Origin of the sequence: Massilia putida, from assembly GCF_001941825.1 — a bacterium.
GTDB classification, from domain to species: Bacteria; Pseudomonadota; Gammaproteobacteria; order Burkholderiales; family Burkholderiaceae_D; genus Telluria; species Telluria putida.
The window spans coordinates 5,343,660-5,369,744 of the sequence record NZ_CP019038.1 but is presented as its reverse complement, the minus strand read 5'-3'; the positions used below and the strand labels follow the sequence as shown (position 1 = coordinate 5,369,744).

The window sequence follows — 26,085 nt, the reverse complement described above, 5'->3', positions numbered from 1 at the left end:
AACCCGTGAAGCTTAGTGCGCCCAGATGTACACGGTCGTGCCTTGCAGCTTGATGTCGTTGGCAGCGAACGAACCGTACGAAGCGCTCGAGTTGCCCATCTTGATCGAGTCGACCGACATGCTCAGGTTCTTCGTGGTGTCGACTTGCGGGATGGCGATCTTGACGACGTCGCCAGCCGGCATGAAGGCAGCCAGGCCTGCACCACCGGTCACACCCAGCACGCTCGCCGAACCCGACGCTGCGCTGGCCTCGGCCTGGAACGTGGCGTTGTTGATGATGTCGATGGTGGCAGCCAGTGCACCCGTGATCTTGATGTTGTTGAAGCTCACCGAACCACCTGCGGTGTCGGTATCGGTGTACACGAAGGAACCGATATTGACATGCAGGTCGGCGGCGATCGACACACCGTCACGGCCCGAGACTTTGGACAGTTCCGTATCAGCGATCGGGGTCAGGGCCGATGCGTACGAAGCGATCGAGGACAGGGCAGCAACGACGGTCAGTTGTTTCAGCAGTTTCATGGTATCTCCAGTGTTTATTATGATCGACGGGAATCTCTTCGGGCTTCCCCGCGCGTCCGCTTCGGTTCCTCTGCGGCTTGTGGCCAGTCGGGACGGCAGCGTCGGGACCGCTATGGCTTAATTGATAGTCAATTAAGTGGAAACTATGTTATTACTTCCGATGCAATCGCCACATCCTTTTGTCCTGGCTCAGGAAGCCAAATCGATGGATTCGTGAGCCAGTCATCCGACACCTTTTAGTGTGCCCAGATGTAGACGGTCGTACCCTGCAGCTTGATGTCGTTGGCGGCCATGGAACCGAACGACGCGGTCGAATTGCCCATCTTGATCGAGTCGACGGAGAAGCTCAGGTTCTTCGTGGTGTCGACTTTCGGGATGGCGATCTTGACGACGTCGCCGGCCGGCTGGAACGCGGCCAGGCCCGGGCTGGCGCCGGCCACGGCCAGCGGCGAGATCACGCCCAGGGTCGTGTTGGTGTTGACGGAGCCGTCCGCGTTGTAGGCGCTGACTTCGCCCTTGAACGTGGCGTTGTTGATGATGTCGATGGTGGCAGCCAGTGCACCGGTGATCTTGATGTTGTTGAAGCTCACCGAACCACCTGCGGCGTCCGTGTCCGTGTAGACGAAGGAGCCGATGTTCACATGCAGGTCGGCGGCGATCGACACACCGTCGCGGCCGGAGACCGAGGACAGGTCCCTGTCGGCGATCGGGGTCAGGGCCGATGCGTACGAAGCGATCGAGGACAGGGCAGCGACGACGGTCAGTTGTTTCAGCAGTTTCATGGAGTCTCCAGTGTTGTTTGAGTGGCGGAACGCGAACTTAATCGGAAAGCAATTAAGTGGAAACTATGCTAATGCTTTCCAATAGATAACAGCACGCCGGCGGGCTTGTCCACGGAGCCAAATCGATGGCTTCGCGAGCCAGGCCGCGATGCCGCCCAACAGGCATAAAAAAACCCGCTGCGAGCAGCGGGTTTTCGTTGGTGCGGCTAAGCTTACGCGGCTTCGCGGCTGGCCTTCTTGCGCTCATGTTCCTTCAGGAAGCGCTTGCGCAGGCGGATGCTCTTCGGCGTGATCTCGACCAGTTCGTCGTCCTCGATGAACTCGACGGCGTATTCCAGCGACATCTGGATCGGCGGCACCAGGCGGACGGCTTCGTCGGTACCCGACGCGCGCACGTTGGTCAGCTGCTTGCCCTTGATCGGGTTCACGACCAGGTCGTTGTCGCGCGAGTGGATGCCGATGATCATGCCTTCGTACACCGGGGTGTTGTGCTCGACGAACATGCGGCCGCGGTCCTGCAGCTTCCACAGTGCGTAGGCGACGGCATTGCCGTCATCCTGCGAGATCAGCACGCCATTGCGGCGGCCGGCCAGTTCGCCCTTGCCGGTGTCGACCGGCGAGTAGGCGTCGAACACGTGGCTCATCAGGCCGGTGCCGCGGGTCAGGGTCATGAAGTCGCCCTGGAAGCCGATCAGGCCACGGGCCGGGATGCGGTATTCCAGACGGACGCGGCCTTTGCCGTCCGATTCCATGTTCTGCAGGTCGCCACGGCGGCGGCCCAGTTCTTCCATCACGCCGCCCTGGTTGACTTCTTCCACGTCGACGGTCAGGTTTTCGTACGGCTCGCATTTGACGCCGTCGATTTCCTTGAAGACGACGCGCGGACGCGACACGGCCAGCTCGAAGCCTTCACGGCGCATGTTTTCCAGCAGGATGGTCAGGTGCAGTTCGCCGCGGCCCGACACTTCGAAGATCGTGTCGTCGTCGGTCGGCAGCACGCGCAGCGCGACATTCGATTTCAGTTCGCGGTCCAGGCGGTCGCGCAGCTGGCGGCTGGTGACGAATTTGCCTTCGCGGCCGGCCAGCGGCGACGTGTTGACCATGAAGTTCATCGTCAGCGTCGGCTCGTCGACGGTCAGCATCGGCAGCGCTTCCGGCGTGTCGACGGCGCACAGCGTCGAACCGATGCCGATGTCTTCGATACCGTTGATCAGCACGATGTCGCCGGCGACGGCTTCCTCCACCTGCACGCGCTCCAGGCCTTTGAAGTTCAGCACCTGGTTGATGCGTCCCTTGATCGGCGACTTGTCGTCCTGGCCGTTGACGACCAGCACGTCCATGCCCGGCTTGACGCGGCCACGGTTGATGCGGCCGATACCGATCTTGCCGACGTACGACGAGTAGTCCAGCGAGGTGATCTGCATTTGCAGCGGACCGTCCGGATTGTCGTCACGCACCGGCACGTATTTCAGGATGGCGTCGAACAGCGGCTTCATGTCGCCGCCGCGCACGCTTTCGTCCAGGCCGGCGTAGCCGTTCAGGCCCGACGCGTAGACGATCGGGAAGTCCAGCTGCTCGTCCGTCGCGCCCAGCTTGTCGAACAGTTCGAACGTCTGGTTGATCGCCCAGTCGGCGCGTGCGCCCGGACGGTCGATCTTGTTGACGACGACGATCGGCTTCAGGCCCAGCGCTAAGGCCTTGCGGGTCACGAAGCGGGTCTGCGGCATCGGGCCTTCCTGCGCGTCGACGAGCAGCAGCACGGAGTCGACCATCGACAGCACGCGCTCGACCTCACCGCCGAAGTCGGCGTGGCCCGGGGTGTCGACGATGTTGATGTGGGTGCCTTCGTACTCGACGGCGCAGTTCTTCGAGAGGATGGTGATGCCGCGTTCCTTCTCGAGGTCGTTCGAGTCCATCACGCGGGTGTCCACCTGCTGGTTTTCGCGGAAGGTGCCCGATTGGCGCAGCAGCTGGTCCACCAGAGTGGTTTTGCCGTGGTCAACGTGGGCGATGATTGCGATATTACGAATCGCGCGTTTGGTGTTAGACATATGCGTTTTCAACAGAAAATGTTGCGTGATGGGCCGATGAGCTCGAAGCTCCCGATTCCGAGAACCCACTAGTATAGCATGCTTACGGGCCCTGCCGCGTCGCGACGGGGAGAAAGCCCAGCATACCGGCGAAATATTGAATGGCGATGACGTGGAGACGAGCCCCATGTGCGCATGCGCCCGCCATTTTCAAGACCGGATCAGCCCTGCGTCCGTGCGATCAGCCGTTCCGGCGCCAGCACGCCGTAGTCGTGCAGGATGGCCGTGCCGAGCAGCTTGCCGTCGTGATAGACGCGCACCCTGCCCTGCGTTTCCGGCAACGTGACCGGTTCGCGGTTCAGTGCGAGCCGCTGGCCGTTCAGGAAGCGCGCGGCCAACTCGGGCGTCAGGTCGACGCGCGGGAAGCTCGACAGCAGCGCGTCGACCGGGGCCAGCAGCGACAGCGGATTGTCGTGCGCCTGCAACTGTTCCAACGTCACCATGCCGTCGACCGTCAGCGCGCCGACCTGGATGCGGCGCAACGCGTTCAGGTGGGCACCGCAGCCGAGGTCGAGACCGATGTCCTCGCCCAGCACGCGCACATAGGTCCCCTTGCTGCAGGTGACGCGGATCGTGAGCATCGGCGCATCGTACGCCAGCATCTCAAGCCGATGAATCGTCACGGGCCGCGCTTCGCGCTCCAGCACGATGCCTTCGCGCGCGTACTCGTACAGCGCCTTGCCGTCGCGCTTCAGGGCCGAATACATGGGCGGGATCTGCATGATCGGGCCGCGGAAACGGGCCAGCGCCGCGTCGATCCGTTTGGGCGTCACATCGACGGGGCGGGTCTCGACAACCTCGCCCTCGGTATCGCCCGTCGTCGTCGTGATGCCCAGGTGGACGACGGCGTCATAGGTCTTGTCCGCTTCCAGCAGGTCTTGCGAGAACTTGGTCGCCTCGCCGAAGCACAGCGGCAACAGACCGGTGGCGAACGGGTCCAGCGTGCCCGTGTGGCCCGCCTTCTTGGCGTTGACGATGCGTTTTACTTTCGTCAGCGCATCGTTGGACGACAGGCCGACGGGTTTATCGATGAGCAGTACCCCGTCGACGAGGTCGCGGGGCTTTTTCGGCGGTCGTGCGTTCACTCGGCATCCTCGGCAACGTCGTTGCCGGTAACTCCTCGATCGGTTTCGATGTGGCCGGTGTCGGCCTCATCGTCTTTCGCCCGCGTGGCGTTCGCCTGGTCGATCAGCGCCGACAGCGCGAGGCCGCGGCTGGTTGACGTGTCGTGCACGAAATGAAGCTGCGGCAGCGTGTGGATGTGCAGGCGCTTGCCGAGCAGGTTGCGCAGGTAACCCGACGCCTTGGTCAGGCCTTCCAGCGTCTGCTTGATCTCTTCCGGGCTGTCCTTGAGCAGCGTGAAATAGATCTTCGCGTGCGCGTAGTCAGGGGTCAGCTTGACCTCGCTGATGGTGACCATGCCGACGCGCGGATCCTTCAGTTCGAAGGCGATCAGTTCCGACAGGTCCTTCTGGATCTGGTCGGCGACGCGCAGGCCGCGTTGGGGGATGCTTTTGCTATGTTTTGCCATGTTGGTTTACTGCTATGTATTCTTGTTATCCATCCCGTCGTTCCCGCGAAAGCAGGAACCCATACCGAGGATCGGAAATCGAGACGCGCCCGACTTCGGGCCACGCGTTGACAGAGCGAATAGCTCGATTCGATACGCTCGGCATCGATTCCCGCCTCCGCGCGAATGACGGCGAAAAGAAACTTGGGGCCAGTCGCCCCGCGCCGCAACGGCGCGAGCTCCTGGCCCCAAATGGTACTCCAATCGCTCGATCGGCCGTGATTACAGCGTACGCGCCACTTCCTGAACTTCGAACACTTCCAGGGTATCGCCCACCTGGATGTCGTTGTAGTTCTTCAGCGACAGACCGCACTCGAGACCGGCACGCACTTCCTTGACGTCGTCCTTGAAGCGCTTGAGCGAGTCGATCTCGCCCGTCCACACGACGATGTTGTTGCGCAGCAGGCGGACCGACGAGGTACGCTTGACGACGCCGTCCGTGACGAGGCAGCCCGCGATCGCGCCGACCTTCGACACGAGGATGACCTGGCGGATTTCCACCTGGCCGGTGACGTGCTCGCGCTTCTCCGGTGCCAGCATGCCCGACAGTGCCGTCTTGATCTCGTCGATCGCATCGTAAATGATGCTGTAGTAACGGATGTCGACGCCGTTGGTCTCGGCCAGCTTGCGCGCCTGGGCGTCGGCACGGGCGTTGAAGCCGATGATGACTGCCTTCGATGCGGTCGCCAGGTTGACGTCCGACTCGGTGATGCCGCCGACGGCCGCGTGCACGATCTGCACACGCACTTCCGACGTCGACAGCTTCTGCAGCGAGCCCACCAGCGCTTCCTGCGAACCCTGCACGTCCGTCTTGATGATGAGCGGCAGGTTCTTGACTTCGCCTTCGGCCATCTGGTCGAACATGTTTTCCAGCTTCGCTGCCTGCTGCTTCGCCAGCTTGACGTCACGGAACTTACCTTGACGGAACAGGGCGATTTCACGCGCCTTGCGCTCGTCCGCCATGACCATCGCTTCCTCGCCTGCGCTCGGCACTTCCGTCAGACCCTGGATCTCGACCGGGATCGACGGGCCCGCTTCGGACACCGACTTGCCGTTCTCGTCCAGCATCGCACGGACGCGGCCGAACGACGAACCCGCCAGCACGACGTCGCCGCGCTTCAGGGTACCCGACTGCACGAGGATCGTCGCGACCGGGCCGCGGCCCTTGTCCAGACGGGCCTCGACGACGAGACCGCGCGCCGGCGATTCCACCGGTGCCTTCAGTTCCAGCACTTCGGCCTGCAGCAGCACGTTTTCCAACAGGTCGTCGATGCCCTGGCCGGTCTTGGCCGACACCGGGACGAACGGCGCGTCGCCGCCGTATTCTTCCGGCACGACGCCTTCCGCGACCAGTTCCTGCGTCACGCGGTCGGTGTTCGCGCCCTGCTTGTCGATCTTGTTGATCGCCACGACGAGGGGCACGCCGGCCGCTTTCGCGTGGGCGATCGCTTCCTTCGTCTGCGGCATCACGCCGTCGTCCGCCGCCACCACCAGGATGACGATGTCGGTCGCCTTGGCACCGCGGGCACGCATTGCCGTGAAGGCCTCGTGACCCGGGGTATCCAGGAACGTCACCATGCCGCGCGGGGTGTCCACGTGGTACGCACCGATGTGCTGGGTGATGCCGCCGGCCTCGCCCGCCGCCACTTTCGCACGGCGGATATAGTCCAGCAGCGACGTCTTGCCGTGGTCGACGTGACCCATGACGGTCACGACCGGCGCACGCGGCTTGGACTCGAACTCGTGGTGCTCGCCCTGGTCGGCCAGGACCGCTTCCGGATCGTCGACGGCCGCGGCATGCGCCTTGTGGCCCATTTCTTCGACCACGATCATCGCGGTTTCCTGGTCCAGCACCTGGTTGATGGTGCACATCTGGCCCAGCTTCATCAGCTGCTTGATGACTTCCGATGCCTTGACGGCCATCTTGTGCGCCAGTTCGGCCACGGTGATGGTTTCCGGCACGTGCACGTCGCGCACGATGGCTTCGGTCGGGGCCTGGAAGTTCGATTCGCGATCGTCGTGACCGCCACGACGGCCGCCACGGCCGCCGCCCGCACGCCAGCCGTCGCGGCCCGTCGGCGCCGCGTTGCCGCGACCCTTCGTACCCGCGCCCGGACCGCCGCGCTTCTTCTCGTCCGACCAGGTCGAGGCCACGTTGGCCGACTTGATCGACTTCTTGTCGCCCGGCTTGGCACGGGCGCCCGCGCCGTCGGCCGGCTTGGCCTCGGCCGGTTTCGCCGTCGTCGCCGGCTTGTGCAGCGTGCTCGGCTCGGCTGCCTTCGGCTTGGCCGGGGCCGGTTCCGGCGCCTTGATCACGCGGCGCGGCTGGGCCATCATGGCCTTGATCTGCGCCACTTCGTCGGCGACGGCCTTGCGCGCACGCTCGGTGGCGGCGGCGCGTTCGGCGGCTTCGCGGGCCGACTCCTCGGCACGACGCTTGGCTTCCTCGGCAGCAAGCTTCTTGGCTTCGTCGGCCGCTGCGCGCTTGGCTTCCTCGACGGCGCTTGCCGCGCCGGCCTTTGCCTGGGCGGCCGCAGCCGCCTTGTCCGCTGCCGCTTCCGCAGCTTCGGCCGCTTCACGCTTGGCACGCTCTTCAGCGTCGCGCTTGGCTTGCTCCTCGGCCGCCTTGGCCTGTGCGGCCTTCTCGGATTCGAGCTTGGCCAGGCGTTCCTGCTTTTCGCGCAGTTCCGCTTCCTGACGCGCGATCAGCTCCGCCTGACGGCGTGCGTCTTCTTCGCGACGCGCCTGCTCGGCGGCGTCGACGACCGGCGACTGCTGGGCAGCCGCTTTCGGCGTGACGAGATCGTCACGCTGCACGAAGGTGCGCTTCTTGCGCACTTCGACCTGGATCGTGCGCGATTTGCCGCTGGCGTCAGCCTGCTTGATCTCGGAGGTTTCCTTGCGGGTCACCGTGATCTTCTTTTTTTCGCCCTGGTCGGCGGCACCGTGAGTACGGCGCAGATGGTTCAGCAGCTTATCCTTATCATCCTTGGACAAGGGATCTGACGTCGAACTTTTGTCGACGCCGGCAGAACGCAGCTGCGTCAGCAGCAAATCTGCAGGCATCTTCAGTTCGGTGGCAAATTGGGCTACGTTGTTACTCGCCATTCAGTCCTCTTTTCTATGTGTCGCGAGATGATAAAGAAATTTGCTAGCTTAATAAAGCGCGAAGACCGGAAAGCATTACGCTCCGGTCTGCGCACTTCATTTATGCCTTGGCCGTTTCAACCTGGCTCCAGGCTTTCGCCTGCAGGGCCTTGGCCCGGTCGTCGTACTTGGCGTCGACCAGTTTCATCTCATCGTCGGTCACATCATTAAATTCATTCTTGATCAGTTCACGGGCACGATCGGTCGGCAGCGCCAGGATGGCGGCGAACTCGTCGTAGGCCAGACCCGCGAATTGCTCCAGGGTCTTGATACCGGCCAGACCCAGCTTGCCGGCGGTAGTGCGGTCCATCCCGTCCAGGTTGGCCAGCGCCTCGTCCATACCTTCGAGGCCTTCTTCGGATGCGATCGCTTCGGTCACCAGCGCATCACGTGCGCGGGTACGCAGTTCGTTGACGGTGTCTTCGTCGAACGATTCGATCTCCAGCATCTCAGAGATGGGCACGTATGCGACTTCTTCAAGGCTCGAAAAACCTTCTTCGACCAGGATGTTCGCCACTTCCTCGTCCACGTCCAGCTTTTCCATGAACAGCGTGCGCACGGCAGCGGTTTCCTGGGCAGCCTTGTTGGCCGATTCCTCGGCCGTCATGATGTTGATCTTCCAGCCGGTCAGCTCGGACGCCAGGCGTACGTTCTGGCCCGAACGGCCGATCGCGATCGCGAGGTTTTCCTCGTCGACGACGACGTCCATCGCGTGCTTCTCTTCATCCACCATGATCGACGACACGTTGGCCGGGGCCAGCGCGCCGATCACGAACTGGGCCGGATCTTCCGACCACAGCACGATGTCCACGCGCTCGCCGCCCAGTTCGCCGGTCACGGCCTGCACGCGCGAACCGCGCATGCCGACGCAGGTGCCGATCGGGTCGATGCGCTTGTCCGAGGTAAAGACAGCGATCTTCGCGCGCACGCCCGGATCGCGGGCGGCCGACTTGATCTGCAGGAGACCCTGCTCGATCTCGGGCACTTCGAGTTCGAACAGTTTCATGATGAATTCCGGTGCCGTGCGCGACAGGATCACCTGCGGGCCGCGCATATTGCGGTCCACGCGCAGGATGTAGGCGCGGACGCGGTCGCCGATGCGCAGGTTTTCCTTCGGGATCATCTGGTCGCGCGGCAGGCGTGCTTCGATCTTGCCCGACTCGACGATCGCATCGCCGCGCTCCATGCGCTTGATGGTGCCGGTGACGAGCGCGTCGCCGCGTTCCAGGAAGTCTTGCAGGATCTGTTCGCGCTCGGCGTCGCGGACGCGCTGCAGCACGACCTGTTTGGTGTCCTGGGCGAAGCGGCGGCCGAATTCGACCGACTCGATCGGCTCTTCGATGTATTCGTCGACTTCGATGTCGGGGATCTGCTCCTTCGCTTCGAAGTGCAGGATTTCCTGGTCGGGCAGTTGCAGGCCCGCTTCGTCCGGCACGACGTGCCAGCGGCGGAACGTTTCGAATTCGCCAGTGTCGCGGTCGATGGACACGCGAATGTCGACCTCGCCTTCGTAGCGCTTTTTCGTAGCTTGCGCCAGGGCGAACTCGAGCGCCCCGAAGACCACTTCCTTATCGACGTTCTTTTCGCGCGCGAGCGCATCAACCAGTAACAAAATTTCGCGACTCATGCTTTGCGACTCCTAAAATCCACCTTTGGCACGAGGCGTGCCTTGTCCAGTTCGGCCAGCGTAAACTCGAGTAACGCCGGACCGTCCTTGCTTTCAAATTCCAACCCGATCGTCTCGCCCTGCGGCGCATGCAGAATGCCCGTGTAGGTCTTGCGGTTCGCGGTGCCGGGCATCGCGACGCGCAGCTTGACCGTGCATTCGCTGCCGGCAAAGCGTTCGAAGTCGGCCAGGGTGCGCACCGGACGATCCAGTCCGGGCGACGACACTTCCAGGCGCTCGTAGTCGACGTTTTCGACCGTCAACACATGCGACAGCTGGTGGCTCACCGTGGCGCAATCCTCGACCGAGATCGGTCCCTTTTCGTCCGCCACTGCCGCCGGGAAGTCGATAAACACGCGCAGGATGCCTCGCTCGGCCCGTTCGATATCGACGAGTTCGTAGCCCAGTCCGCTGACTGTCGTGGCGATCAAATCAAACAACTGCACAAGTTTCTCCACGGTCCGGTGCCGGACCCTTAAAACGTTTCAACAAAAAAAAAATGGGCAACTGCCCATCTTTTGTATTCCCAACTGGAGCTTGTTCGCCAAAACAATATTGGGAAGCACTCGGGTTAGGACACGCATTATAACCCGATACAGGGTCGGCCGCAATCGCCGCACTGCAAAATGAACAGCTATGCAACAGTCTACTCTTTTGGTCAACACGACGCTGCGGACGGTTCATTTTCGCGCGGCATCGATGCCGTCATTCCCGGCATTGGCGGGAATGACGGGCAAATCAGCCCCGGCGACCGCGCCGCGGCAGACCGTGATCGCTTACGCGCGGGCCCTGGCCGCGGCGGCTCTGGCCGTTGCCGGCGAAGCCGAACGTGGTCTGCAGCGGGTCCGGCTGGCGCGGGCCCTTGCCGGCGCCGCGGCCTTGACCGCCCTGCCCGCCCTGCCCGCCCATCGCCTTGCCGCGTCCGCCCTGGCCACCCTGGCCGCCACGATTACCGCCGCCCTGCGGCGCGCGGCCGTTGCCGAGGATGCCGGGTTCGCGTCCGGCACCGACGCGGGCCACCGGAGGACCGAACGGATCGACGTTACGGTTGGCATCGGCGCGATCGATGCGGTTGCCGTTCGAACGGTGATCGTCGCCCCGGTTGCCGCCGCGCTCCTTGCCGCCCGGGCCCTGGCCCTTGGCCTGCCCCTTGCCGGCGCCGTTGCCGCCCTTCTTCTCGATGCCGAAGGCGTCGAGGAAGTGGCGCACGTCGTTCTCTTCCAGCTCTTCCCAGCGGCCGCGCTTGAGGCCGGACGGCAAGGTCATGGCGCCGTAGCGGGTACGGATCAGGCGCGAGACGGTAAGACCCACCGCCTCGAACATGCGGCGCACCTCGCGGTTGCGGCCCTCGCCGATCACCACGCGGTACCAGCGGTTGACGCCTTCGCCGCCGCCGTCCACGATCTTCGTGAACGATGCCGTGCCGTCATCCAGCTCGACGCCGGCCAGCAGCTTCTGGCGCATGCCCTCTTCCAGTTCGCCCAAGGTGCGCACGGCGTATTCGCGGTCGATGTTGTAGCGCGGGTGCATCAGGCGGTTCGCCAGGTCGCCGGAATTCGTGAACAGCAGCAGGCCCTCGGTGTTGAAGTCGAGGCGGCCCACGGCCAGCCATTTGCCGGTCTTCATGGTCGGCAGGCGGTCGAACACGGACGGACGGCCTTCCGGATCGTCCGCGCTGACGATTTCGCCGGCCGGCTTGTGGTACACCAGCACGCGCGGCGGCTTGTTGTTGTTCACGCGGCGCTGCAGCAATTTGCCGTTGATGCGCACGGCGTCCGTCGGCAGGATGCGCTGGCCGATGTGGGCCGGCTCGCCGTTCACCGACACGCGGCCGGCGATGATCAGTTCTTCCATGTCGCGGCGCGAACCCAGGCCGGCTTCGGCCAGCACCTTGTGCAGCTTCGGCGCGTCATCCTCGGCCGTCAGGTCGCGGCGAGCCTTGGCCGGTTGATTCTGGCCGCGGCCGCCGTCGTTGGCGTCGAACGCGTCCGACGTGACGAACGAGAACACGGCATCCGCATCGTTGCCCTTGCCGCCCTTGGCCGGCTTGGCGTTGCTCCTGGCGTTCTTGTTCTTGCCCTGCTGCGGTTTCTGGCCTGCCTGCTGCTGGCCTGCCTGCTGCTGGCCGCCCTGCTGTGGGCCGCCCTGCTGCTGGCCGTTTTGCCCGCCTTGCGCCTGCTGGCCGCGCTGCTGGCCCTTCTTTTTCTGCTGCTTGCCGCCGCGCTGTTCGCGGCGCTGCTCGGTGCGGGCACCTTCCGCGGGCGCGGCATCGGCGGCGGCCGCGTCCATGGCCGGCGCTTCCGCCTCGGTGCGCGCCGGCTGGCGGGCGTCGCGCTGCTGGCGCTGCTCGCGCATCTGGCGCGGGCCGCGCGGCTTGCGCTGGTTGGCGGCGCCATCGTCCGCCTGAGCGGCTGCGACAGGCGCGGGCGCGGGGGCGGCTGCCGGAGCCGGTGCGGGCTCGACGGCTACCGGTGCCGCCTCGGCAACGGCGGCCTTGCGGGCGCGCGGCTTGCGCGGCGCCGCCGCGACGGCCGGCTCGGCGGCGGCCGCGGCCGGGCTTTCAGCGGCTTCGGCCGCTTTCTGGGCCGCGGTCTTGCGGGTGCGTTTCGGTTTCTCCGCAGCCTCGGGCTGCACGGCGGCCTCGGGCGCGGCAGTGTCCACCTTTGGCTTGGCGGTGCGACGCTTGGGCTTGGCGGCCGTCTCCAGACCTGCCTCGGCAGGGGTCGTCTCGTTCATGTCAGTTGGATTCATCATTCGTTTCTTGGTTTTGCTGACCTTGCGCGACAATCAGTCGTTGGACGCGGGCGCCGGGTCGTGTATCGGGACTTCAACGGGTGAAGTGTCGTCAAATTGTTGCAGGGCCGCTTCGAGCGCTTCCAGGCTGCGTCCGGCGCCGATATCGGCCACCTGCTGCAGCGGCGGCAGCTGGGACAGCGCGGCGAGCCCCAGGTCGTCGAGAAATTGTTTCGTCGTGCCCAGCAACGCGGGGCGTCCGGGCACTTCGCGGTGGCCGACCACATCGATCCAGCCGCGGTCTTCCAGCATCTTGATCGTCTGCGAATTCACGGCGACGCCGCGGATTTCCTCGATGTCGCCGCGCGTCACCGGCTGGCGGTAGGCGATGATCGCCAGCGTTTCCAGCGTCGCACGCGAATATTTCGGCGGCTTTTCCGGCGCGATCCGGTCCAGGTAAGGCTTCATTTCCGGGCGGCTCTGAAAGCGCCAGCCCGACGCCAGGCTGACGATCTCGATGCCGCGATCCTGCCAATCCTGGCGCAATTCCTCGAGCAGGATCTTGATCGTATCCGACCCGACGCCGGCGCCGAGCGGCTGGCCATCCTTGTCCACGTCGACGAACAGCTTCTTCATGGCGTGGATCGTCATCGGCTCGCGCGCGCACAGCAAGGCGGTCTCGAGGACCTTCTTGGCCTCATCAGTGTTCATAACGATGTCGTCAGCGGAGTGTGCAACTCAGGATGCTAAGAACCATCAAACATAACCCGTTCAACGCGGCCGGACCGTGCGACGGCCGCCAGACTGAGACTTCACGCTTTGAAACGGGGTTCCATCACCCGGCTTGGAATACCGGGCGGATACCGTGGGGGCTGCGCCCTGCCACGGGGGCGGCCCACCGGCAAAGTGGTCCGCAAACGGTTGATTTTCAAAGAAACGGGGGCTGCCGGCACCATCGGGAGACTGATGCTCTGGAGGCGAGGCTCCTGGCGCCGGGCAAAGCGAACGACATCGTTTCTTCCAACTGCCGTTCATTGTACCCGATAAAACCGGGAAAAGGCATGCCGCGCTGCGGCACGCCGTCGCGGTGGGCGGAATTACACGCCCGGACGGTCCGCCAGGATGGCCGAAACACCAACGAACGCGGGGTATTCGGCCGTGATCACATAGGTCGGCACCTGCGCCAGATAGCCGCTGAAGCGGCCCTTCTGTTCGAAGCGGGCGCGGAAGCAGGAAGCGGCGAAACGCTCGCCCAGGCGCGGCACGATGCCGCCGCCGATGTAGACGCCCCCCTGGGCGCCCAGCGTGACGGCCAGATTGCCGGCGATCGTGCCCAGCATGCCGCAGAAAACCTCGATGACTTCGGCGCACAGCGGGCAGCTGCCTGCCAGGCCCCGGCGCGTGATCTCGGGCGCATCCAGCGCGTCAAGCGCCACGCCACGATGATGCGCCAGCGCGCGATAAATCAGTTCCAGGCCGGAGCCGGACAGGAAGCGCTCGGCCGACACATGTTCGAACTCGCGCCAGGCGAATTGCAGGATCGCGACTTCCGTCTCGTTGGCCGGAGAAAACGTCACATGACCGCCTTCGCTGCGCAGCGCGGTCCAGCCCGGTTTCGCGGTGTTCTCGGCCGGCACGAGGCCGGACACACCGAGACCCGTGCCCGCGCCGAGCAGACCGATCGGCTTCCCGGCGACCGGGACGCCGCCGCCGACCTGGCGCTTGTCGCCGGAGGCCAGGTGCGGCAGCGCCATGGCCAGGGCGTAGAAATCGTTGACGACGGCCAGCTCGTCGAAGCCGCATTCGCGGCGCAGGGCCTCGATCGAGAATTCCCAGTGGTGATTGGTCATGCGCACGCAATCACCGACGATGGGATTTGCGATCGCGATCGCGGCATGGCGCACGGCACCGGCGGCCGCGACGGCAGGCAGCGCCAGGTACGTGCGCAGCGCATCGGCGAGGGTGGCGTGGGCGGCGCAGGGCAGGACTTCGATCGCATCGATCCTGCCGGGCCCGGTCTCGAGCGCGAAGCGCGCATTGGTGCCGCCGATATCGGCCAGCAGACGCGGGCTCGGATGGCGCGCGCTGTCCAGGCGCGGTTCGGTGGACGGATCGACGATGGCAACGGGCGAAACAATCATGGCAGGCCTAAGAAACGGATTCCTCAACTTTAAGGATTTCTTGGCTCCAGCGCAAGCTTTTATTGTAGTTTAGGTACATCACACCCCAAAACCGTGGGGTTGCGCGTAAAACTATGCACGGTAGTCGAGTAGTCGAGCTACCAATTGTGAAAGTTTGCGAAATCCGCCGGATAGAATCGTTCAGCCGGCCTTGGGCTTGAGTTCGGCGTCGGCGCGGCCGGCGGCGCAGTGATCGTTCCACGCGTCCAGGCCGCCGCGCAGCGGGCGGGCGCGGTGGAAACCGTTCTTCAGGAATTCCTTGGCCACCTGGGCCGACGTGACGTCGTTCGGACAGGAGCAATAGATGACGATGTGGCGATCCTTGTCGAGCGAGGCCATCAGGCGTTCCGGCACCGCGTCGCCGTAGACCAGCGCGCCGGGAATACCCTCTTCCAGTTGGCGGGCGGTGACGCCGCGCGCGTCGACGATCAGCGGATCGTGGCCGCTTTCGACCAGATCCTTGAGCTCGTCCATCGTGATGCGCGGCAGGTCGGCCGCGCCCAGATTGCGCTTGCGCTCGATGTACTTGAACAACACGAACAGCGCGAGCAGGACACCGACGACCATCAGCGCGGTGCTGCCGAGGGTTTCGAACCAGGCGATGACATCGTCCACGCTGCCGTGGAACCAGGCGCCCAGGCCCATGCCCACGCCGCTCCACAGCAGGCCGCCGGCGATGGAGAGCCAGACGAAGCGGGACGTCGTCGTGCCCATGGCGCCGGCCAGCGGCGGCGCGATCGTGTTAAAGCCGGGAATGAACTTGGCGACGACGAGGGATTTCGCGCCCCAGCGGCTGAAATTGTCCTCGGTCTGGCTGACGCAGGAATCGGGCGACAGCGAAATCTTGCACAACAGGCGCAGGATGCGCTTGCCGTAATAGCGGCCGGCGCGGAACCAGAAGTAATCGCTGATCAGGCAAGCGAGCACCGACACGGCCAGGTACATCGGCCAGTTCGCACCGCTGTCGACGGCCAGCGCACCCGCGATGATCAGCACCGGAAACGCGGGAATCGGCAGGCCGATCTGTTCGAGCAGGACGGTGCCGAACACGATCAGAACGCCGTAAACGTGGATCAGGTGCGAGAGCTGGGTCATCCCCGTATGGTAGCGGAAAACGGGTGCCGGCGTGGCGAAGGCGGCAACGTGCACAGCCTGCCCAGCCCGCATGCAACACCTGCGCGAAATTCGGGGGGCAGAGCACTTTTTCGAACAATGGCTGGCAGCTAAAAAATCGCCTCGGCAGGCTATAGTGACGGGACATTCCCCCACATCCCGACCAAATTATTCCGGGGCTATTGCCAAATAAAGCGCTCTGCCCCCGAATTTTCAGGTGCCACGCGGAATCGCGGCGAGCAATTGCTGCGTGTACGGGTGCTGCGGATTGCGGTAGAGCTCGTCCGCGTCGGCCATTTCGACCACGCTGCCGTGGTGCATCACCATCACGCGGTCCGAGATGTATTTCACGACCGACAGATCGTGCGAGATGAAGATGTAGCTCATCTTGTACTCGTCCTGCAGGTCCTGCAGCAGGTTCAGCACCTGGGCCTGCACCGACACGTCCAGCGCCGACACGGATTCGTCGCACACGAGGATCTCCGGCTTCATCGTCAGGCAGCGCGCGATGGCGATGCGCTGGCGCTGGCCGCCGGAGAATTCGTGCGGATAGCGGTCGAACGCATGCGCCGGCAGGCCCACCCGCTGCAACAGATAACGCGCATGTTCCGTGCGCTCCGCATCGTGCGCGCCGATGCGGTGGATGCGCATCGGCTCCAGCAGGATCTGGCCGACCGTGAAGCGCGGGTTCAGCGACGCGTACGGATTCTGGAACACGATCTGGATGCGCCGCTTATAGGCCTGGAACTCGGCGTCGCTCATCGCGACGAGGTCGCGGCCGTCGAAGATGGCGGTGCCGCCCGTCGCGCGGTGCAGGCGCAGGAGGGTGAGGCCGACCGTCGTCTTGCCCGATCCCGATTCGCCGACGACGCCCAGCGTCTTGCCGCGCGGGAGCGTGAACGACACGTCTTTCACGGCCTTGAATTCGCGCGTGCCGAACAGGCCTTCGCGCACGTGAAAACTCTTGGCGAGTCCGTTCACGACGAGGATGTTCTCGTCGTCCGGCGCATAACCGCGCGCGCGCTGCGGCAGCGTGGCGCCGGGCCGCGCGCGTCCGCTCATGTAATCGTCGATGACGGGCAACCGCACGGGCCGCGCATCCAGCGGCGGGCGGCAGTGCAGCAGCGCGCGCGTGTACGCGTCGCGCGGATCGCCCAGCACCTGCGGCGCTTCGCCCTCCTCCCGCACCTCGCCGTGGCGCATGACGATCACGCGGTCCGCGATCTCGCCGACGAGACCCAGGTCGTGGGTGATGAACAGCACGGCCATGCGGCGCCGTTTCTGCAGAGACGCGATCAGGTCCATGATCTGCTTCTGGATCGTCACGTCCAGCGCCGTCGTCGGCTCGTCCGCGATCAAGAGCTTGGGTTCGCACGCGATGGCCATCGCGATCATCACGCGCTGCTGCTGCCCGCCCGACATCTGACTCGGATACGCATCGATTCTCCGCGCCGGATCGGGAATGCCCACTTCCTCCAGCAGTTCGAGCGTGCGCGCGCGCGCCTGGCGCTTGTTCATGCCGAGGTGCAGGCGCAGCACTTCGCCGATCTGGAAGCCGACCGTGAACACGGGATTCAGCGACGACATCGGCTCCTGGAAGATCATCGCGATGTCCTTGCCGCACAGGCGGCGCCGCGCGGCGATGGGGAGATCGAGCAACTCGCGGCCCTCGAAGCGGATCGACGAGCCGGGGTGGATGATCGTGGTCTCGGGCGGCAGGAGGCCCATCACCGCGAGCGAACTGACGGACTTGCCGCTGCCCGATTCGCCGACCAGCGCGACGGTGGCGTCCGGCGGCAGGCTGAACGAGATGCCTTTCACGGCCTCGAACGTGTTCTTTTTGTCGGTCTTGAAGGACACGCCCAGGTCGCGGACTTCGAGAAGGTTCATGTCGCTCATTTCAGTTTCGGATCCAGCGCATCGCGCAGCGCGTCGGCGAACAGCGAGAACGCCGTCACCAGGACGGCCATGGCGGTGGCGGCGGCCGTCAGCTGCCACCATTTGCCGAGGATGAGTTCATTCTGCGCCTCGTTCAACATGCTGCCCCACGAGACGACGCCCACCGGCACGCCGAAGCCGAGGAACGACAGGATCACTTCGGCCTTGATGAAGCCGACGACGAGGATCGACATCTGCACGAGCGCCACGTGCGACACGTTCGGGAAGATGTGCACGAACATCTTGCGCCAGCCGGACGCGCCGATCGCATCGGCCGCCATCACGTACTCCCGCGCCTTGTGCTTGATGTACTCGGCGCGGATCAGGCGGTACGGTCCCGTCCAGCCGGTGAGCCCGAGGATCAGCACGATCGTCAGCACGCCCTTCGTCTGCAGCACGGCGGCCACGGTGAGGATCATGAGGATCGAGGGAATCGACGTGAACACGCTGTAGAACCAGTTGAACAGGTCGTCCACGCGCCCGCCGTAGAAGCCGGACAAGGCGCCGAACACGGTGCCGAGCAGCACGGCGACGAACGCGGCGACGAGGCCCACGACGATCGACGTCTGCCCGCCCTTGATCGTCTTCCTGATCACGTCGTGGCCCCATTTGTCGGCCCCGAACGGCAATGTCGTCCGCTTGACCGCGTGCGCGGCATGGCCGTGGCGGGCCAGCTCGGACTGCAGCTGCGCGATGTCGCCGGCCAGCGGATCGAACGCGTTCGACGGTACGGGACGTTGCGGCTGCGCGAGCGCGGCCAAGGCCGGGTCGGGACCGACGAAGGCCGGCGGCGCATAGTTGACGGCCACCTCGTCTTCCCAGTCGGCGGCGACGAGCCCCGTGGCCGACAGGACGACGGACAGCAGGAACAGGCACACGACGGCCAGCGACGCCATCGCGACGCGGTCGGCGCGCAGGCGGCGCCACGCCAGCGTCCACAGACCGGGAGAAACTGCCGGATGGTTCATCACCTGCCCCGTCATTTCAGTTGCACGCGCGGATCGACGGCCTGGTACATCAGGTCGGCCAGCAGGTTGAACACCATCGTGGCCGCGGCGACGTAGACCGTGATCGCCTTGATCACGGGGAAGTCGCTGCGCTCGACGGCAAGGATCACTTCGCGCCCGATGCCCGGGATGCCGAAGAAGCGCTCCAGCAGGAACGCGCCGATCAGCAAGGCCGGCAGGTTGGCCATGACGTACGTGATGATGGGGATGGCGGCGTTGCGCAGCACGTGCACCCAGACGATGCGGCGCTCCGGCAGGCCTTTCGCGCGCGCCGTGCGCACGTAATCCTGGCCCACCTCGTCCAGCACGAAGCTGCGGAACAGACGCAAGGTCGGCGCCAGCGACACGGCGAGGCCGATCAGGATCGGCAAGGTGGCGTAGCGCAGCAGGTTTTCCGTGAAGTGGTCGCCCCAGCCCTGCACGGGGAACAGGCCGAGCTTATAGGCAAGGCCGTACTGGAACACGATGATGTAGACGAGGATCGAGATCGACATGCCCACCGTGCACGCCACCATCACGAGGCGGTCCGTCAGCGAGCCGCGCACGAACGCGACGGCGAGTGCCAGCGCGATGCCGATGGACGTCTCCAGCACCGTCAGCGGCACGAGCACCGTCAGCGACGGCCCCAGGCGGCTCGCGATGATGTGCGACACGGGCTCGCCCGTCGCCCAGGCATTGCCGAAATCGAACGTCGCGATCTGCTTCACGAAGATGCCGAGCTGGACGTACCACGGCGCGTCGAGTCCCAGCTGGGCGCGGATGTTTGCGATGGCGCGGGCGTCGGCCATCTTGCCCGCTAACAGGTATGCCGGGTCGCCGCCGACCCAGTTGAACAGCACGAACACCAGCACGACGACGCCGGCCATCGTGGGCAGCATCTGCCACAGGCGCCGCAGGATATAAGCAAACATCGGGATTCCCGGGTGATTCATCGAACGCGTTCGGAACTATAGACCAGATTGTGCCGCCCCGGCCGGGAAAAGATGTCATGGGGCTATAACCAAATGGATGGGCGAATGTGGTATTTACGCAATATGTATTGTCATCATATTGACACATCGCATGCACCGATGGTCTGATGCGTTGCCAAAATTTAATTTTGACTTTTTGGCTAAACCGAGAGAGACCACATCAAGAGACAACCCATTTCGACAAATGCATACCAAATTTGTGCGAAATCGGGAACGCATCGATGTTTTATCCTTGTCATCGAAGCACCATTTGGAGTTGTAATGTATCAAAAGAAAGCTATCGCACAAGCAGTGACGCTGGCCCTCGCCTACGCGGCGGCGGGCATTGCACCGGCCATGGCGCAAGACGCCCAGGGTCCGATCCAGCGTGTCGAAATCACCGGTTCCAGCATCAAGCGCGCAACCGCCGAAACGGCCTCGCCCGTGCAAGTCGTCAGCCGTGAAGACCTCGCCAAGTCCGGCAAGGGCACCGTCGCGGAATACCTGCAGACCCTGACCTCGGACGGCGCCGGTTCGCTGCCGACCGGTTTCGGCAACGGCTTCGCCGCCGGCTCGACCGCCATCTCGCTGCGCGGCCTGGGCGCCACCTCGACCCTCGTGCTGCTGAATGGCCGCCGCATGGCGCCGTTCGCGCGTGCCGACGACGGCCAGAAGAGCTTCACCGACCTGTCGACCGTCCCGATGGAAGCCGTCGAGCGCATCGAGATCCTGAAGGACGGCGCCTCGTCGACCTATGGCGCCGACGCGATCGCCGGCGTGGTCAACATCATCCTGCGCAAGGACTTCGTCGGCACGGTCTTCAAGGCCGAGGCGGGCGAATCGCGCTACCACGACGCCGGTACCGGCAAGGCCGCCCTCACCTGGGGCCGTGGCCGCCTGGACGAAGACGGCTACAACGTCATGGTCAACGCCGAGTTCTACGGCAACCAGTCGCTGCTGAACAAGGACCGCGCCAGCCGCGCCTGGATCGGCCACGGCGACATCCGTCCGTGGGGCTATGCCGCCAACACCCAGTTCGCCGCCGGCTACATCACCCCGGGCGCCTCCAGCCCGACCCCGACCGGTGCGCTGCGCGATCCGAAGACGGGCAATTACGCCTCGCTGCCGGGCTGCTCGCAGTTCTCCGTCACGACCGCGCAAGACCCGGCCGGCGGCTGCCTGTGGTACCAGGACCAGTTCCGTTCGATGCAGCCGAAGATCGGCGGCATGAACTTCTACAGCCGCTTCACGAAGAACCTGTACAACGACCTGCAGCTCTACGCCGAAGCCGGTTACTCGAAGCGCGACACCGAATTCACGCTGACCCCGCCGTCGACGAGCTCCACCGTCGCATTCCCGCCGAACGCCTCCAGCCCGACCGGCGTCATCAACTACGGCAATGCGATCCTGATGTCGGCCCAGCACCCGCAGAACCCGTACGGCGCGGCCGTGCGTCTGCGCTACTCGATGTTCGACGTCGGCCCCAGCACCCGCTCCGCCGACAACGAATTCTCCCGCTTCGTGGTCGGCCTGAAAGGCTCGATGGCGGGCTGGGACTTCGACACCGGCCTCACGCACTCGCAGTCCGCGCTCGACCTGAACTACAGCAACATGATCAACATGAAGGTGCTGCAGGCCGCGCTGGGCGATCCGAAGAGCGCGTTCTTCCCGTACTACATCGGCACCCAGGCCGGCAAGAACCCGGCGTCGCTGTACGCGGCAATGGTGACGAACGCGACGTCGCACTCGACCACGAAGCTCGACGTCGTCGACTTCAAGGCATCGCGCGAGCTGATGCAGCTGCCGGGCGGTGCGCTGGGCCTGGCGGTCGGCGGCGAATACCGCCACCAGTCGCTGGACAACCCGTCGCTGTCGGGCACGCAGGATGGTTCGATCAACGCGTCGTACGTGGCCGCCGCAGGCTCCCAGAACGTGTCGGCCGTGTTCTTCGAAGTGGCCGCGCCGATCATCAAGACGGTCGAGCTGAACGCCGCCGTCCGCTACGACAAGTACAAGGACTTCTCGTCGACCACGCCGAAATTCGGTGCCAAGTGGACGCCGCTGAAGACCTTCGCACTGCGCACGACCTACACGGAAGGCTTCCGCGCCCCGGGTCCGGCCGAATTCAGCGCAGCCAGCCAGAGCACCGGCAGCTCGTCCGTGCGTGACCCGATCCGCTGCCCGAACGGCGTCCCGGCCGCCGGCGGCGCGACCCAGGCCGACTGCGCGATCTCGATCGGCGCCGTCAAGGTCGGCAACCCGAACCTGCAGCCGGAGAAATCCAAAGGCTACACGCTGGGCATGGTGTGGGATCCGCTGGAGGGTACCGCCCTGTCGCTGGACGCCTTCAAGATCAAGCGTTCCAACGAGATCAACCCGCTGTCGTACGTGGAAGCGGCTGCCCTGCCGACCGCGATCCGCAACGACAACAACCTCGTCGTGAACGGCGTCGCGATCCCGAACACGGGCACGCTGCTGCTGTCGAAGGCGCCGTACCAGAACTCGAGCTTCACCGAAGTCAAGGGCGTCGACCTGGACATCAAGCAGCGCTTCCGCATGGGCGACTACGGCCGCGCCACGCTGGGCCTGACCTGGACCCACGTCGCGTCGTGGGTGCGCGCCGAGAAGAACGGCACGCGCTACCAGTACGCCGGCACGCACGGCAACTGCGACACGTCGGATTGCGCCGGCACGCCGAAGGACAAGGTCAGCACGAGCCTGTCGTGGGACCGCGAGAGCCTGAACGTGACGGCGACGGTCAACTACCGTGCCGACATGCAGAACGTGTACTTCGCCGGCGACAAGTGCGCCTCGCAGTTCGCGAACGGCTCGCCGGCCCCGGGTAACTGCCGCCTGGCGTCGTTCACGACGCTCGACCTGTCGGCCCGCTACCAGGTGTCCCCGCAGTTGCAGGTCTACGGTTCGATCTCGAACCTGTTCGACAAGATCGCGCCGCTGGATCCGCTGACCTACGGCGGCATGAGCTACAACCCGATGGACGCCAGCGGCGCCATCGGCCGCTTCTTCAAGGCTGGCGTGCGTTACCAGTTCTGATCGTTTGACCGGATTTTCCGGTTCGATGCTTGAAGGGTAAAAAACGGGACAGTGAGCACTCACTGTCCCGTTTTCTTTTGGTGCACTGCCGCACAAATACGGTGCAGAACGTTGTAATTACGCATCAGCGAAAAATCAAATAAAAAACCGAATACAACATTTATCCAGGAATCATATTCGGTATATTTTGTAATCAGGAAAATTTGATTTGATATTTACAGCGATGCTGCGTATATGCATGTTTACTCGTTGACTTTGTTTATTAGCAATGATGTCATTGTCCTGTAGCAAATAACAATTCCGTCCCAAAAGGATGGACGAGATCAATAAACACGATCTGCGAGTCGGCGCGTAGTCCGCACCGGCCCAGGCTCAGAAGGGACTCAAAACAATGATGTCGGAAAAAGTTTTATCTCGATCGGTGCGTCTGATGTTCGCCGGCGGCATGGCGCTCGGCGCATCCGTCGCTCACGCACAGGACAGTAACGCGGCCCCGGCCGCCGCGCCTATGCAGCGCGTGGAAGTGACGGGTTCGCGCATTCCATCGCTGAACACGGAGGGCTCCAGCCCCATCACCACCCTGAGCGCGAAGGACATCAAGATCGATGGCGTGCGCAATACCGAAGACCTGCTGAACAACCTGCCCCAGGTGTTCGCGTCCCAGGGTGCCGCCATCTCGAACGGCGCCAGCGGTACCGCAACCGTCGACCTGCGCGGCATGGGTGCCCAGCGTACGCTGGTCCTCGTCAACGGCAAGCGTCTACCGTCCGGCAGCGTGCTCAGCGTCGCAGCCGACTTGAATCAGATCCCGAGTGAACTGATCCGCCGCGTCGACGTGCTGACCGGCGGCGCCGGCGCCGTGTACGGCTCGGGCGCCGTGTCGGGCGTCGTCAACTTCATTCTGAAGGACAACTACGAAGGCGTGGAACTGGAGGCCAACATCTCCGGCGCCAACCACCAGCAGCACAACGACGAGATCCAGGCCGTCGTCAACAAGAAGGGTTTCCCGCTGCCGGGCAACCACGCCTTCGACGCGAAGAAGTACGACTTCAGCATCCTGATGGGTTCGAACTTCGCCGACAACAAGGGCAACGCCACGTTCTTCGCGTCGCACCGCCACGCCGACGCCCTGCTGCAATCGCAGCGCGACTTCTCGGCCTGCTCGCTGGGCGCGTCCGATCCGGGCTTCGCCTGCTCCGGCTCGGGCACGTCGATCCCCCGCGTCGGCAAGTACACGCCGGATGCGAACGGCAATCCGCGCAAGTACGTCTCGGCCACCGACGCCTACAACTTCGGTCCGCTGAATTTCTTCCAGCGCCCGTCGGACGAGTACAACGTCAACTCGATGGTGCACTACGACCTGAACGAGAACGCGCGCCTGTACAGCGAATTCAGCTTCCACAACTACACGACCGACGCCCAGATCGCGCCGGGCGGCATCTTCTACGGCCAGCAGGCGACGATCGCCTACGAGAACCCGCTGCTGAACGATGCGTGGCGCGCCGCGCTGGGCCTCAAGAAGGCGGGCGACACCACCACCGTCTCCGTCGGCAAGCGCAACGTCGAAGGCGGCCCGCGCTCCAACAACATCAACGACACGTCGTTCCGCGAAGTGCTGGGCGTGAAGGGCATGATCGGCGACTGGTCGTACGACGTGTTCGGCCAGTTCGCGCGCGTCAACCACGGCGACCGCTCGACCGGCTACTTCTCGAAGCACCTGATCGCCAACGCGCTCGACGTCGTCGCCGATTCTACGGGCAAGGCCGTATGCCGCTCCGTCGTCAATGGCTCCGACCCCGCTTGCGTGCCGTACAACCTGTACAAGCAAGGCGGCGTCACTAAGGCCGCGCTCGACTACCTGAACGCCACCGGCTCGAACGGCGGCTTCACGCAGCAATCCGTGTTCGGCCTGAACGTCGGCACCGACCTGACCCGCTACGGCATCAAGCTGCCGACCGCCGAAAGCGGCGCCGGCGTGTCGTTCGGCTACGAGCAGCGCGTCGAGAAGCTGTCGTTCCAGCCCGACTACGAAAACCAGACGGGCGACCTGTCCGGTGCCGGCGGCGCCTCCCCGGCCGTCGCGGGTGCGTACAACGTGAAGGAAGCCTTCGGCGAATTCAAGCTGCCGCTGCTGGACAACATGCCGCTCGCCAAGCACATGGACCTGTCGGGCTCGTACCGCCGCTCGAACTACAGCACCGATGCCAAGACCAACACCTTCGGTTTCGGCCTCGACTGGCAACCGGTCGACCAGGTGCGCGTGCGTGGTTCCGCCCAGCGCGCCGTCCGTGCGCCAAACATCTTTGAACTGTACACGCCGCAAGCCGTGGTGCTGGCCGGTCCGAGCGACGACCCGTGCGGCGGCGACAAGCCGAAAGCGACGCAAGCCCAGTGCGCCAACACGGGCCTGCCCGCTTCGCTGTACGGCCAGGTGCCGGGAAACTCGACCAGCCAGTACAACGGCCGCACCGGCGGCAACCCGAACGTCAAGCCGGAGACCGCCAACACGTACACCGTGGGCATCGTGATCGACCCGATCAAGAACCTGACCATCACCCTGGATGCGTTCAAGCTCAAGATCAAGGATGCGATCCAGGCCGTCAACGCACAGAGCGTGTTCACGCAGTGCCTGCAGACCGGCAATCCGCTGTACTGCAACCTGATCCACCGCGACCAGCTCGGTTCGCTGTGGCTGACCCCGAACGGCTACGTCGAGGCCGGCACCACGAACATCGGTTCGCAGGGCACCTCGGGCCTGGACGTGGGCGCCAGCTACCGCACCCGCCTGCCGCAAAGCTACGGCAACCTGGACTTCACGCTGAACGGCACCTACGTGCACAGCTACACCGTGGAGAACCTGCCGGGCAACGGCAGCTACGATTGCACGGGCCTGTACGGCGGCACCTGCGGCACCCCGACCCCGAAATGGCGTCACAAGCTGCGCACCACCTGGTCGAGCCCGTTCAACTTCGACCTGTCGCTCACCTGGCGCTACATCGACCGCCTGAAGAACGACTTGCTCGATTCGAACCCGCAGCTGGCCGGCGACCTGGACACCCAGCGTGACGCGTACCTGGCTTCGCGCAGCTACTTCGACCTGAACAGCGTATACCGCTTCAACCGCAAGCTGGCCCTGAGCGTGGGCGTCAACAACCTGCTGGACAAGGATCCGCCGATCGCATCGTCGAGCTCGGTGACGGGTTCCTTCGGCAACGGCAACACGTTCCCGCAGGTGTACGATTCGTACGGCCGCTTCATCTACGCCAACCTGACCTACCGCTTCTGATCGCCTGATCCGAGGCCGTAAAAAAACCGCCGCCGGCTGCGAAGCCG

At 64.4% G+C, this 26,085-nt stretch carries 16 protein-coding genes and 1 pseudogene; 2 read left to right on the top strand and 15 right to left on the bottom strand.

Annotation, left to right across the window (positions count from 1 at the left end; all coding sequences use genetic code 11):
* Positions 1 to 12: 12 nt before the first annotated feature.
* The 15 genes and pseudogenes from BVG12_RS25970 to BVG12_RS25900 all read right to left on the bottom strand — a co-directional run bounded on the left by BVG12_RS25970 (position 13) and on the right by BVG12_RS25900 (position 19,659).
* Positions 13 to 522, bottom strand: coding sequence for a DUF6160 family protein (locus BVG12_RS25970; RefSeq protein WP_075794920.1), 510 nt, complete (start codon positions 520 to 522; stop codon positions 13 to 15).
* A 236-nt stretch (positions 523 to 758) separates the two neighbouring features.
* Positions 759 to 1,304, bottom strand: a complete 546-nt coding sequence (locus BVG12_RS25965; RefSeq protein ID WP_075794919.1) for a DUF6160 family protein — start codon at positions 1,302 to 1,304, stop codon at positions 759 to 761.
* 212 nt (positions 1,305 to 1,516) lie between these two features.
* The gene (gene typA / locus BVG12_RS25960) at positions 1,517 to 3,355 is read right to left on the bottom strand and encodes a translational GTPase TypA (protein WP_075794918.1); all 1,839 of its coding nucleotides are present in this window, start codon (positions 3,353 to 3,355) and stop codon (positions 1,517 to 1,519) included.
* 200 nt (positions 3,356 to 3,555) lie between these two features.
* Positions 3,556 to 4,479 carry a tRNA pseudouridine(55) synthase TruB gene (truB, locus tag BVG12_RS25955; RefSeq protein ID WP_075794917.1) on the bottom strand — a complete coding sequence of 308 codons (924 nt, stop codon included), beginning with the start codon at positions 4,477 to 4,479 and terminating at the stop codon, positions 3,556 to 3,558.
* Positions 4,476 to 4,925 carry a 30S ribosome-binding factor RbfA gene (gene rbfA / locus BVG12_RS25950; protein WP_075794916.1) on the bottom strand — a complete coding sequence of 150 codons (450 nt, stop codon included), beginning with the start codon at positions 4,923 to 4,925 and terminating at the stop codon, positions 4,476 to 4,478. Before rbfA ends, truB begins: the two co-directional genes overlap by 4 nt.
* A 261-nt stretch (positions 4,926 to 5,186) precedes the next feature.
* Complete coding sequence (gene infB, locus BVG12_RS25945) at positions 5,187 to 8,072, bottom strand: translation initiation factor IF-2 (RefSeq protein ID WP_075794915.1); 2,886 nt, start codon at positions 8,070 to 8,072, stop codon at positions 5,187 to 5,189.
* 100 nt (positions 8,073 to 8,172) lie between these two features.
* On the bottom strand, positions 8,173 to 9,738 hold the full coding sequence (gene nusA / locus BVG12_RS25940; RefSeq protein ID WP_075794914.1) for a transcription termination factor NusA: 1,566 nt from the start codon (positions 9,736 to 9,738) through the stop codon (positions 8,173 to 8,175).
* Positions 9,735 to 10,223, bottom strand: coding sequence for a ribosome maturation factor RimP (rimP, locus tag BVG12_RS25935; RefSeq protein ID WP_075794913.1), 489 nt, complete (start codon positions 10,221 to 10,223; stop codon positions 9,735 to 9,737). The genes nusA and rimP overlap by 4 nt, the downstream gene beginning before the upstream one ends.
* Before the next feature lie 292 nt (positions 10,224 to 10,515).
* Complete coding sequence (rluB, locus tag BVG12_RS25930) at positions 10,516 to 12,528, bottom strand: 23S rRNA pseudouridine(2605) synthase RluB (RefSeq protein ID WP_075794912.1); 2,013 nt, start codon at positions 12,526 to 12,528, stop codon at positions 10,516 to 10,518.
* Positions 12,515 to 13,221 (bottom strand): annotated as a pseudogene (scpB, locus tag BVG12_RS25925) (SMC-Scp complex subunit ScpB). Before scpB ends, rluB begins: the two are co-directional and overlap by 14 nt.
* A 386-nt stretch (positions 13,222 to 13,607) precedes the next feature.
* A complete protein-coding gene (locus tag BVG12_RS25920; RefSeq protein WP_083685414.1) occupies positions 13,608 to 14,651 on the bottom strand; it encodes a glucokinase in 1,044 nt (347 codons plus the stop codon).
* A gap of 180 nt (positions 14,652 to 14,831) precedes the next feature.
* Positions 14,832 to 15,785, bottom strand: a complete 954-nt coding sequence (locus tag BVG12_RS25915) for a DedA family protein/thiosulfate sulfurtransferase GlpE (RefSeq protein ID WP_075794911.1) — start codon at positions 15,783 to 15,785, stop codon at positions 14,832 to 14,834.
* A gap of 231 nt (positions 15,786 to 16,016) precedes the next feature.
* Positions 16,017 to 17,702 (bottom strand): ABC transporter ATP-binding protein, encoded by a 1,686-nt coding sequence (locus BVG12_RS25910; RefSeq protein WP_075794910.1) that lies wholly within the window; start codon positions 17,700 to 17,702, stop codon positions 16,017 to 16,019.
* Entirely contained in the window at positions 17,699 to 18,709 is a 1,011-nt protein-coding gene (locus tag BVG12_RS25905; protein ID WP_229503713.1) for an ABC transporter permease, read from the bottom strand. Before BVG12_RS25905 ends, BVG12_RS25910 begins: the two co-directional genes overlap by 4 nt.
* Positions 18,710 to 18,720: 11 nt before the next feature.
* The gene (locus tag BVG12_RS25900; protein WP_075794908.1) at positions 18,721 to 19,659 is read right to left on the bottom strand and encodes an ABC transporter permease; all 939 of its coding nucleotides are present in this window, start codon (positions 19,657 to 19,659) and stop codon (positions 18,721 to 18,723) included.
* 321 nt (positions 19,660 to 19,980) lie between these two features.
* Between BVG12_RS25900 and BVG12_RS25895 the strand changes: the two genes are divergently transcribed.
* Both BVG12_RS25895 and BVG12_RS25890 read left to right on the top strand, forming a co-directional pair.
* Positions 19,981 to 22,752 (top strand): TonB-dependent receptor, encoded by a 2,772-nt coding sequence (locus tag BVG12_RS25895; protein ID WP_075794907.1) that lies wholly within the window; start codon positions 19,981 to 19,983, stop codon positions 22,750 to 22,752.
* Positions 22,753 to 23,182: 430 nt separating this feature from the next.
* A complete protein-coding gene (locus BVG12_RS25890) occupies positions 23,183 to 26,038 on the top strand; it encodes a TonB-dependent receptor domain-containing protein (RefSeq protein ID WP_083685412.1) in 2,856 nt (951 codons plus the stop codon).
* Positions 26,039 to 26,085 lie beyond the last annotated feature (47 nt).

Coding starts and splice junctions, on each gene's coding strand:
- BVG12_RS25970 (WP_075794920.1), bottom strand. CDS start 522: ATGAAACTGCTGAAACAACTGACCGTCGTTGCTGCCCTGTCCTCGATC.
- BVG12_RS25965 (WP_075794919.1), bottom strand. CDS start 1,304: ATGAAACTGCTGAAACAACTGACCGTCGTCGCTGCCCTGTCCTCGATC.
- typA (WP_075794918.1), bottom strand. CDS start 3,355: ATGTCTAACACCAAACGCGCGATTCGTAATATCGCAATCATCGCCCAC.
- rbfA (WP_075794916.1), bottom strand. CDS start 4,925: ATGGCAAAACATAGCAAAAGCATCCCCCAACGCGGCCTGCGCGTCGCC.
- infB (WP_075794915.1), bottom strand. CDS start 8,072: ATGGCGAGTAACAACGTAGCCCAATTTGCCACCGAACTGAAGATGCCT.
- nusA (WP_075794914.1), bottom strand. CDS start 9,738: ATGAGTCGCGAAATTTTGTTACTGGTTGATGCGCTCGCGCGCGAAAAG.
- rluB (WP_075794912.1), bottom strand. CDS start 12,528: ATGAATCCAACTGACATGAACGAGACGACCCCTGCCGAGGCAGGTCTG.
- BVG12_RS25920 (WP_083685414.1), bottom strand. CDS start 14,651: ATGATTGTTTCGCCCGTTGCCATCGTCGATCCGTCCACCGAACCGCGC.
- BVG12_RS25915 (WP_075794911.1), bottom strand. CDS start 15,785: ATGACCCAGCTCTCGCACCTGATCCACGTTTACGGCGTTCTGATCGTG.
- BVG12_RS25910 (WP_075794910.1), bottom strand. CDS start 17,702: ATGAGCGACATGAACCTTCTCGAAGTCCGCGACCTGGGCGTGTCCTTC.
- BVG12_RS25905 (WP_229503713.1), bottom strand. CDS start 18,709: ATGAACCATCCGGCAGTTTCTCCCGGTCTGTGGACGCTGGCGTGGCGC.
- BVG12_RS25900 (WP_075794908.1), bottom strand. CDS start 19,659: ATGTTTGCTTATATCCTGCGGCGCCTGTGGCAGATGCTGCCCACGATG.
- BVG12_RS25895 (WP_075794907.1), top strand. CDS start 19,981: ATGTATCAAAAGAAAGCTATCGCACAAGCAGTGACGCTGGCCCTCGCC.
- BVG12_RS25890 (WP_083685412.1), top strand. CDS start 23,183: ATGTTCGCCGGCGGCATGGCGCTCGGCGCATCCGTCGCTCACGCACAG.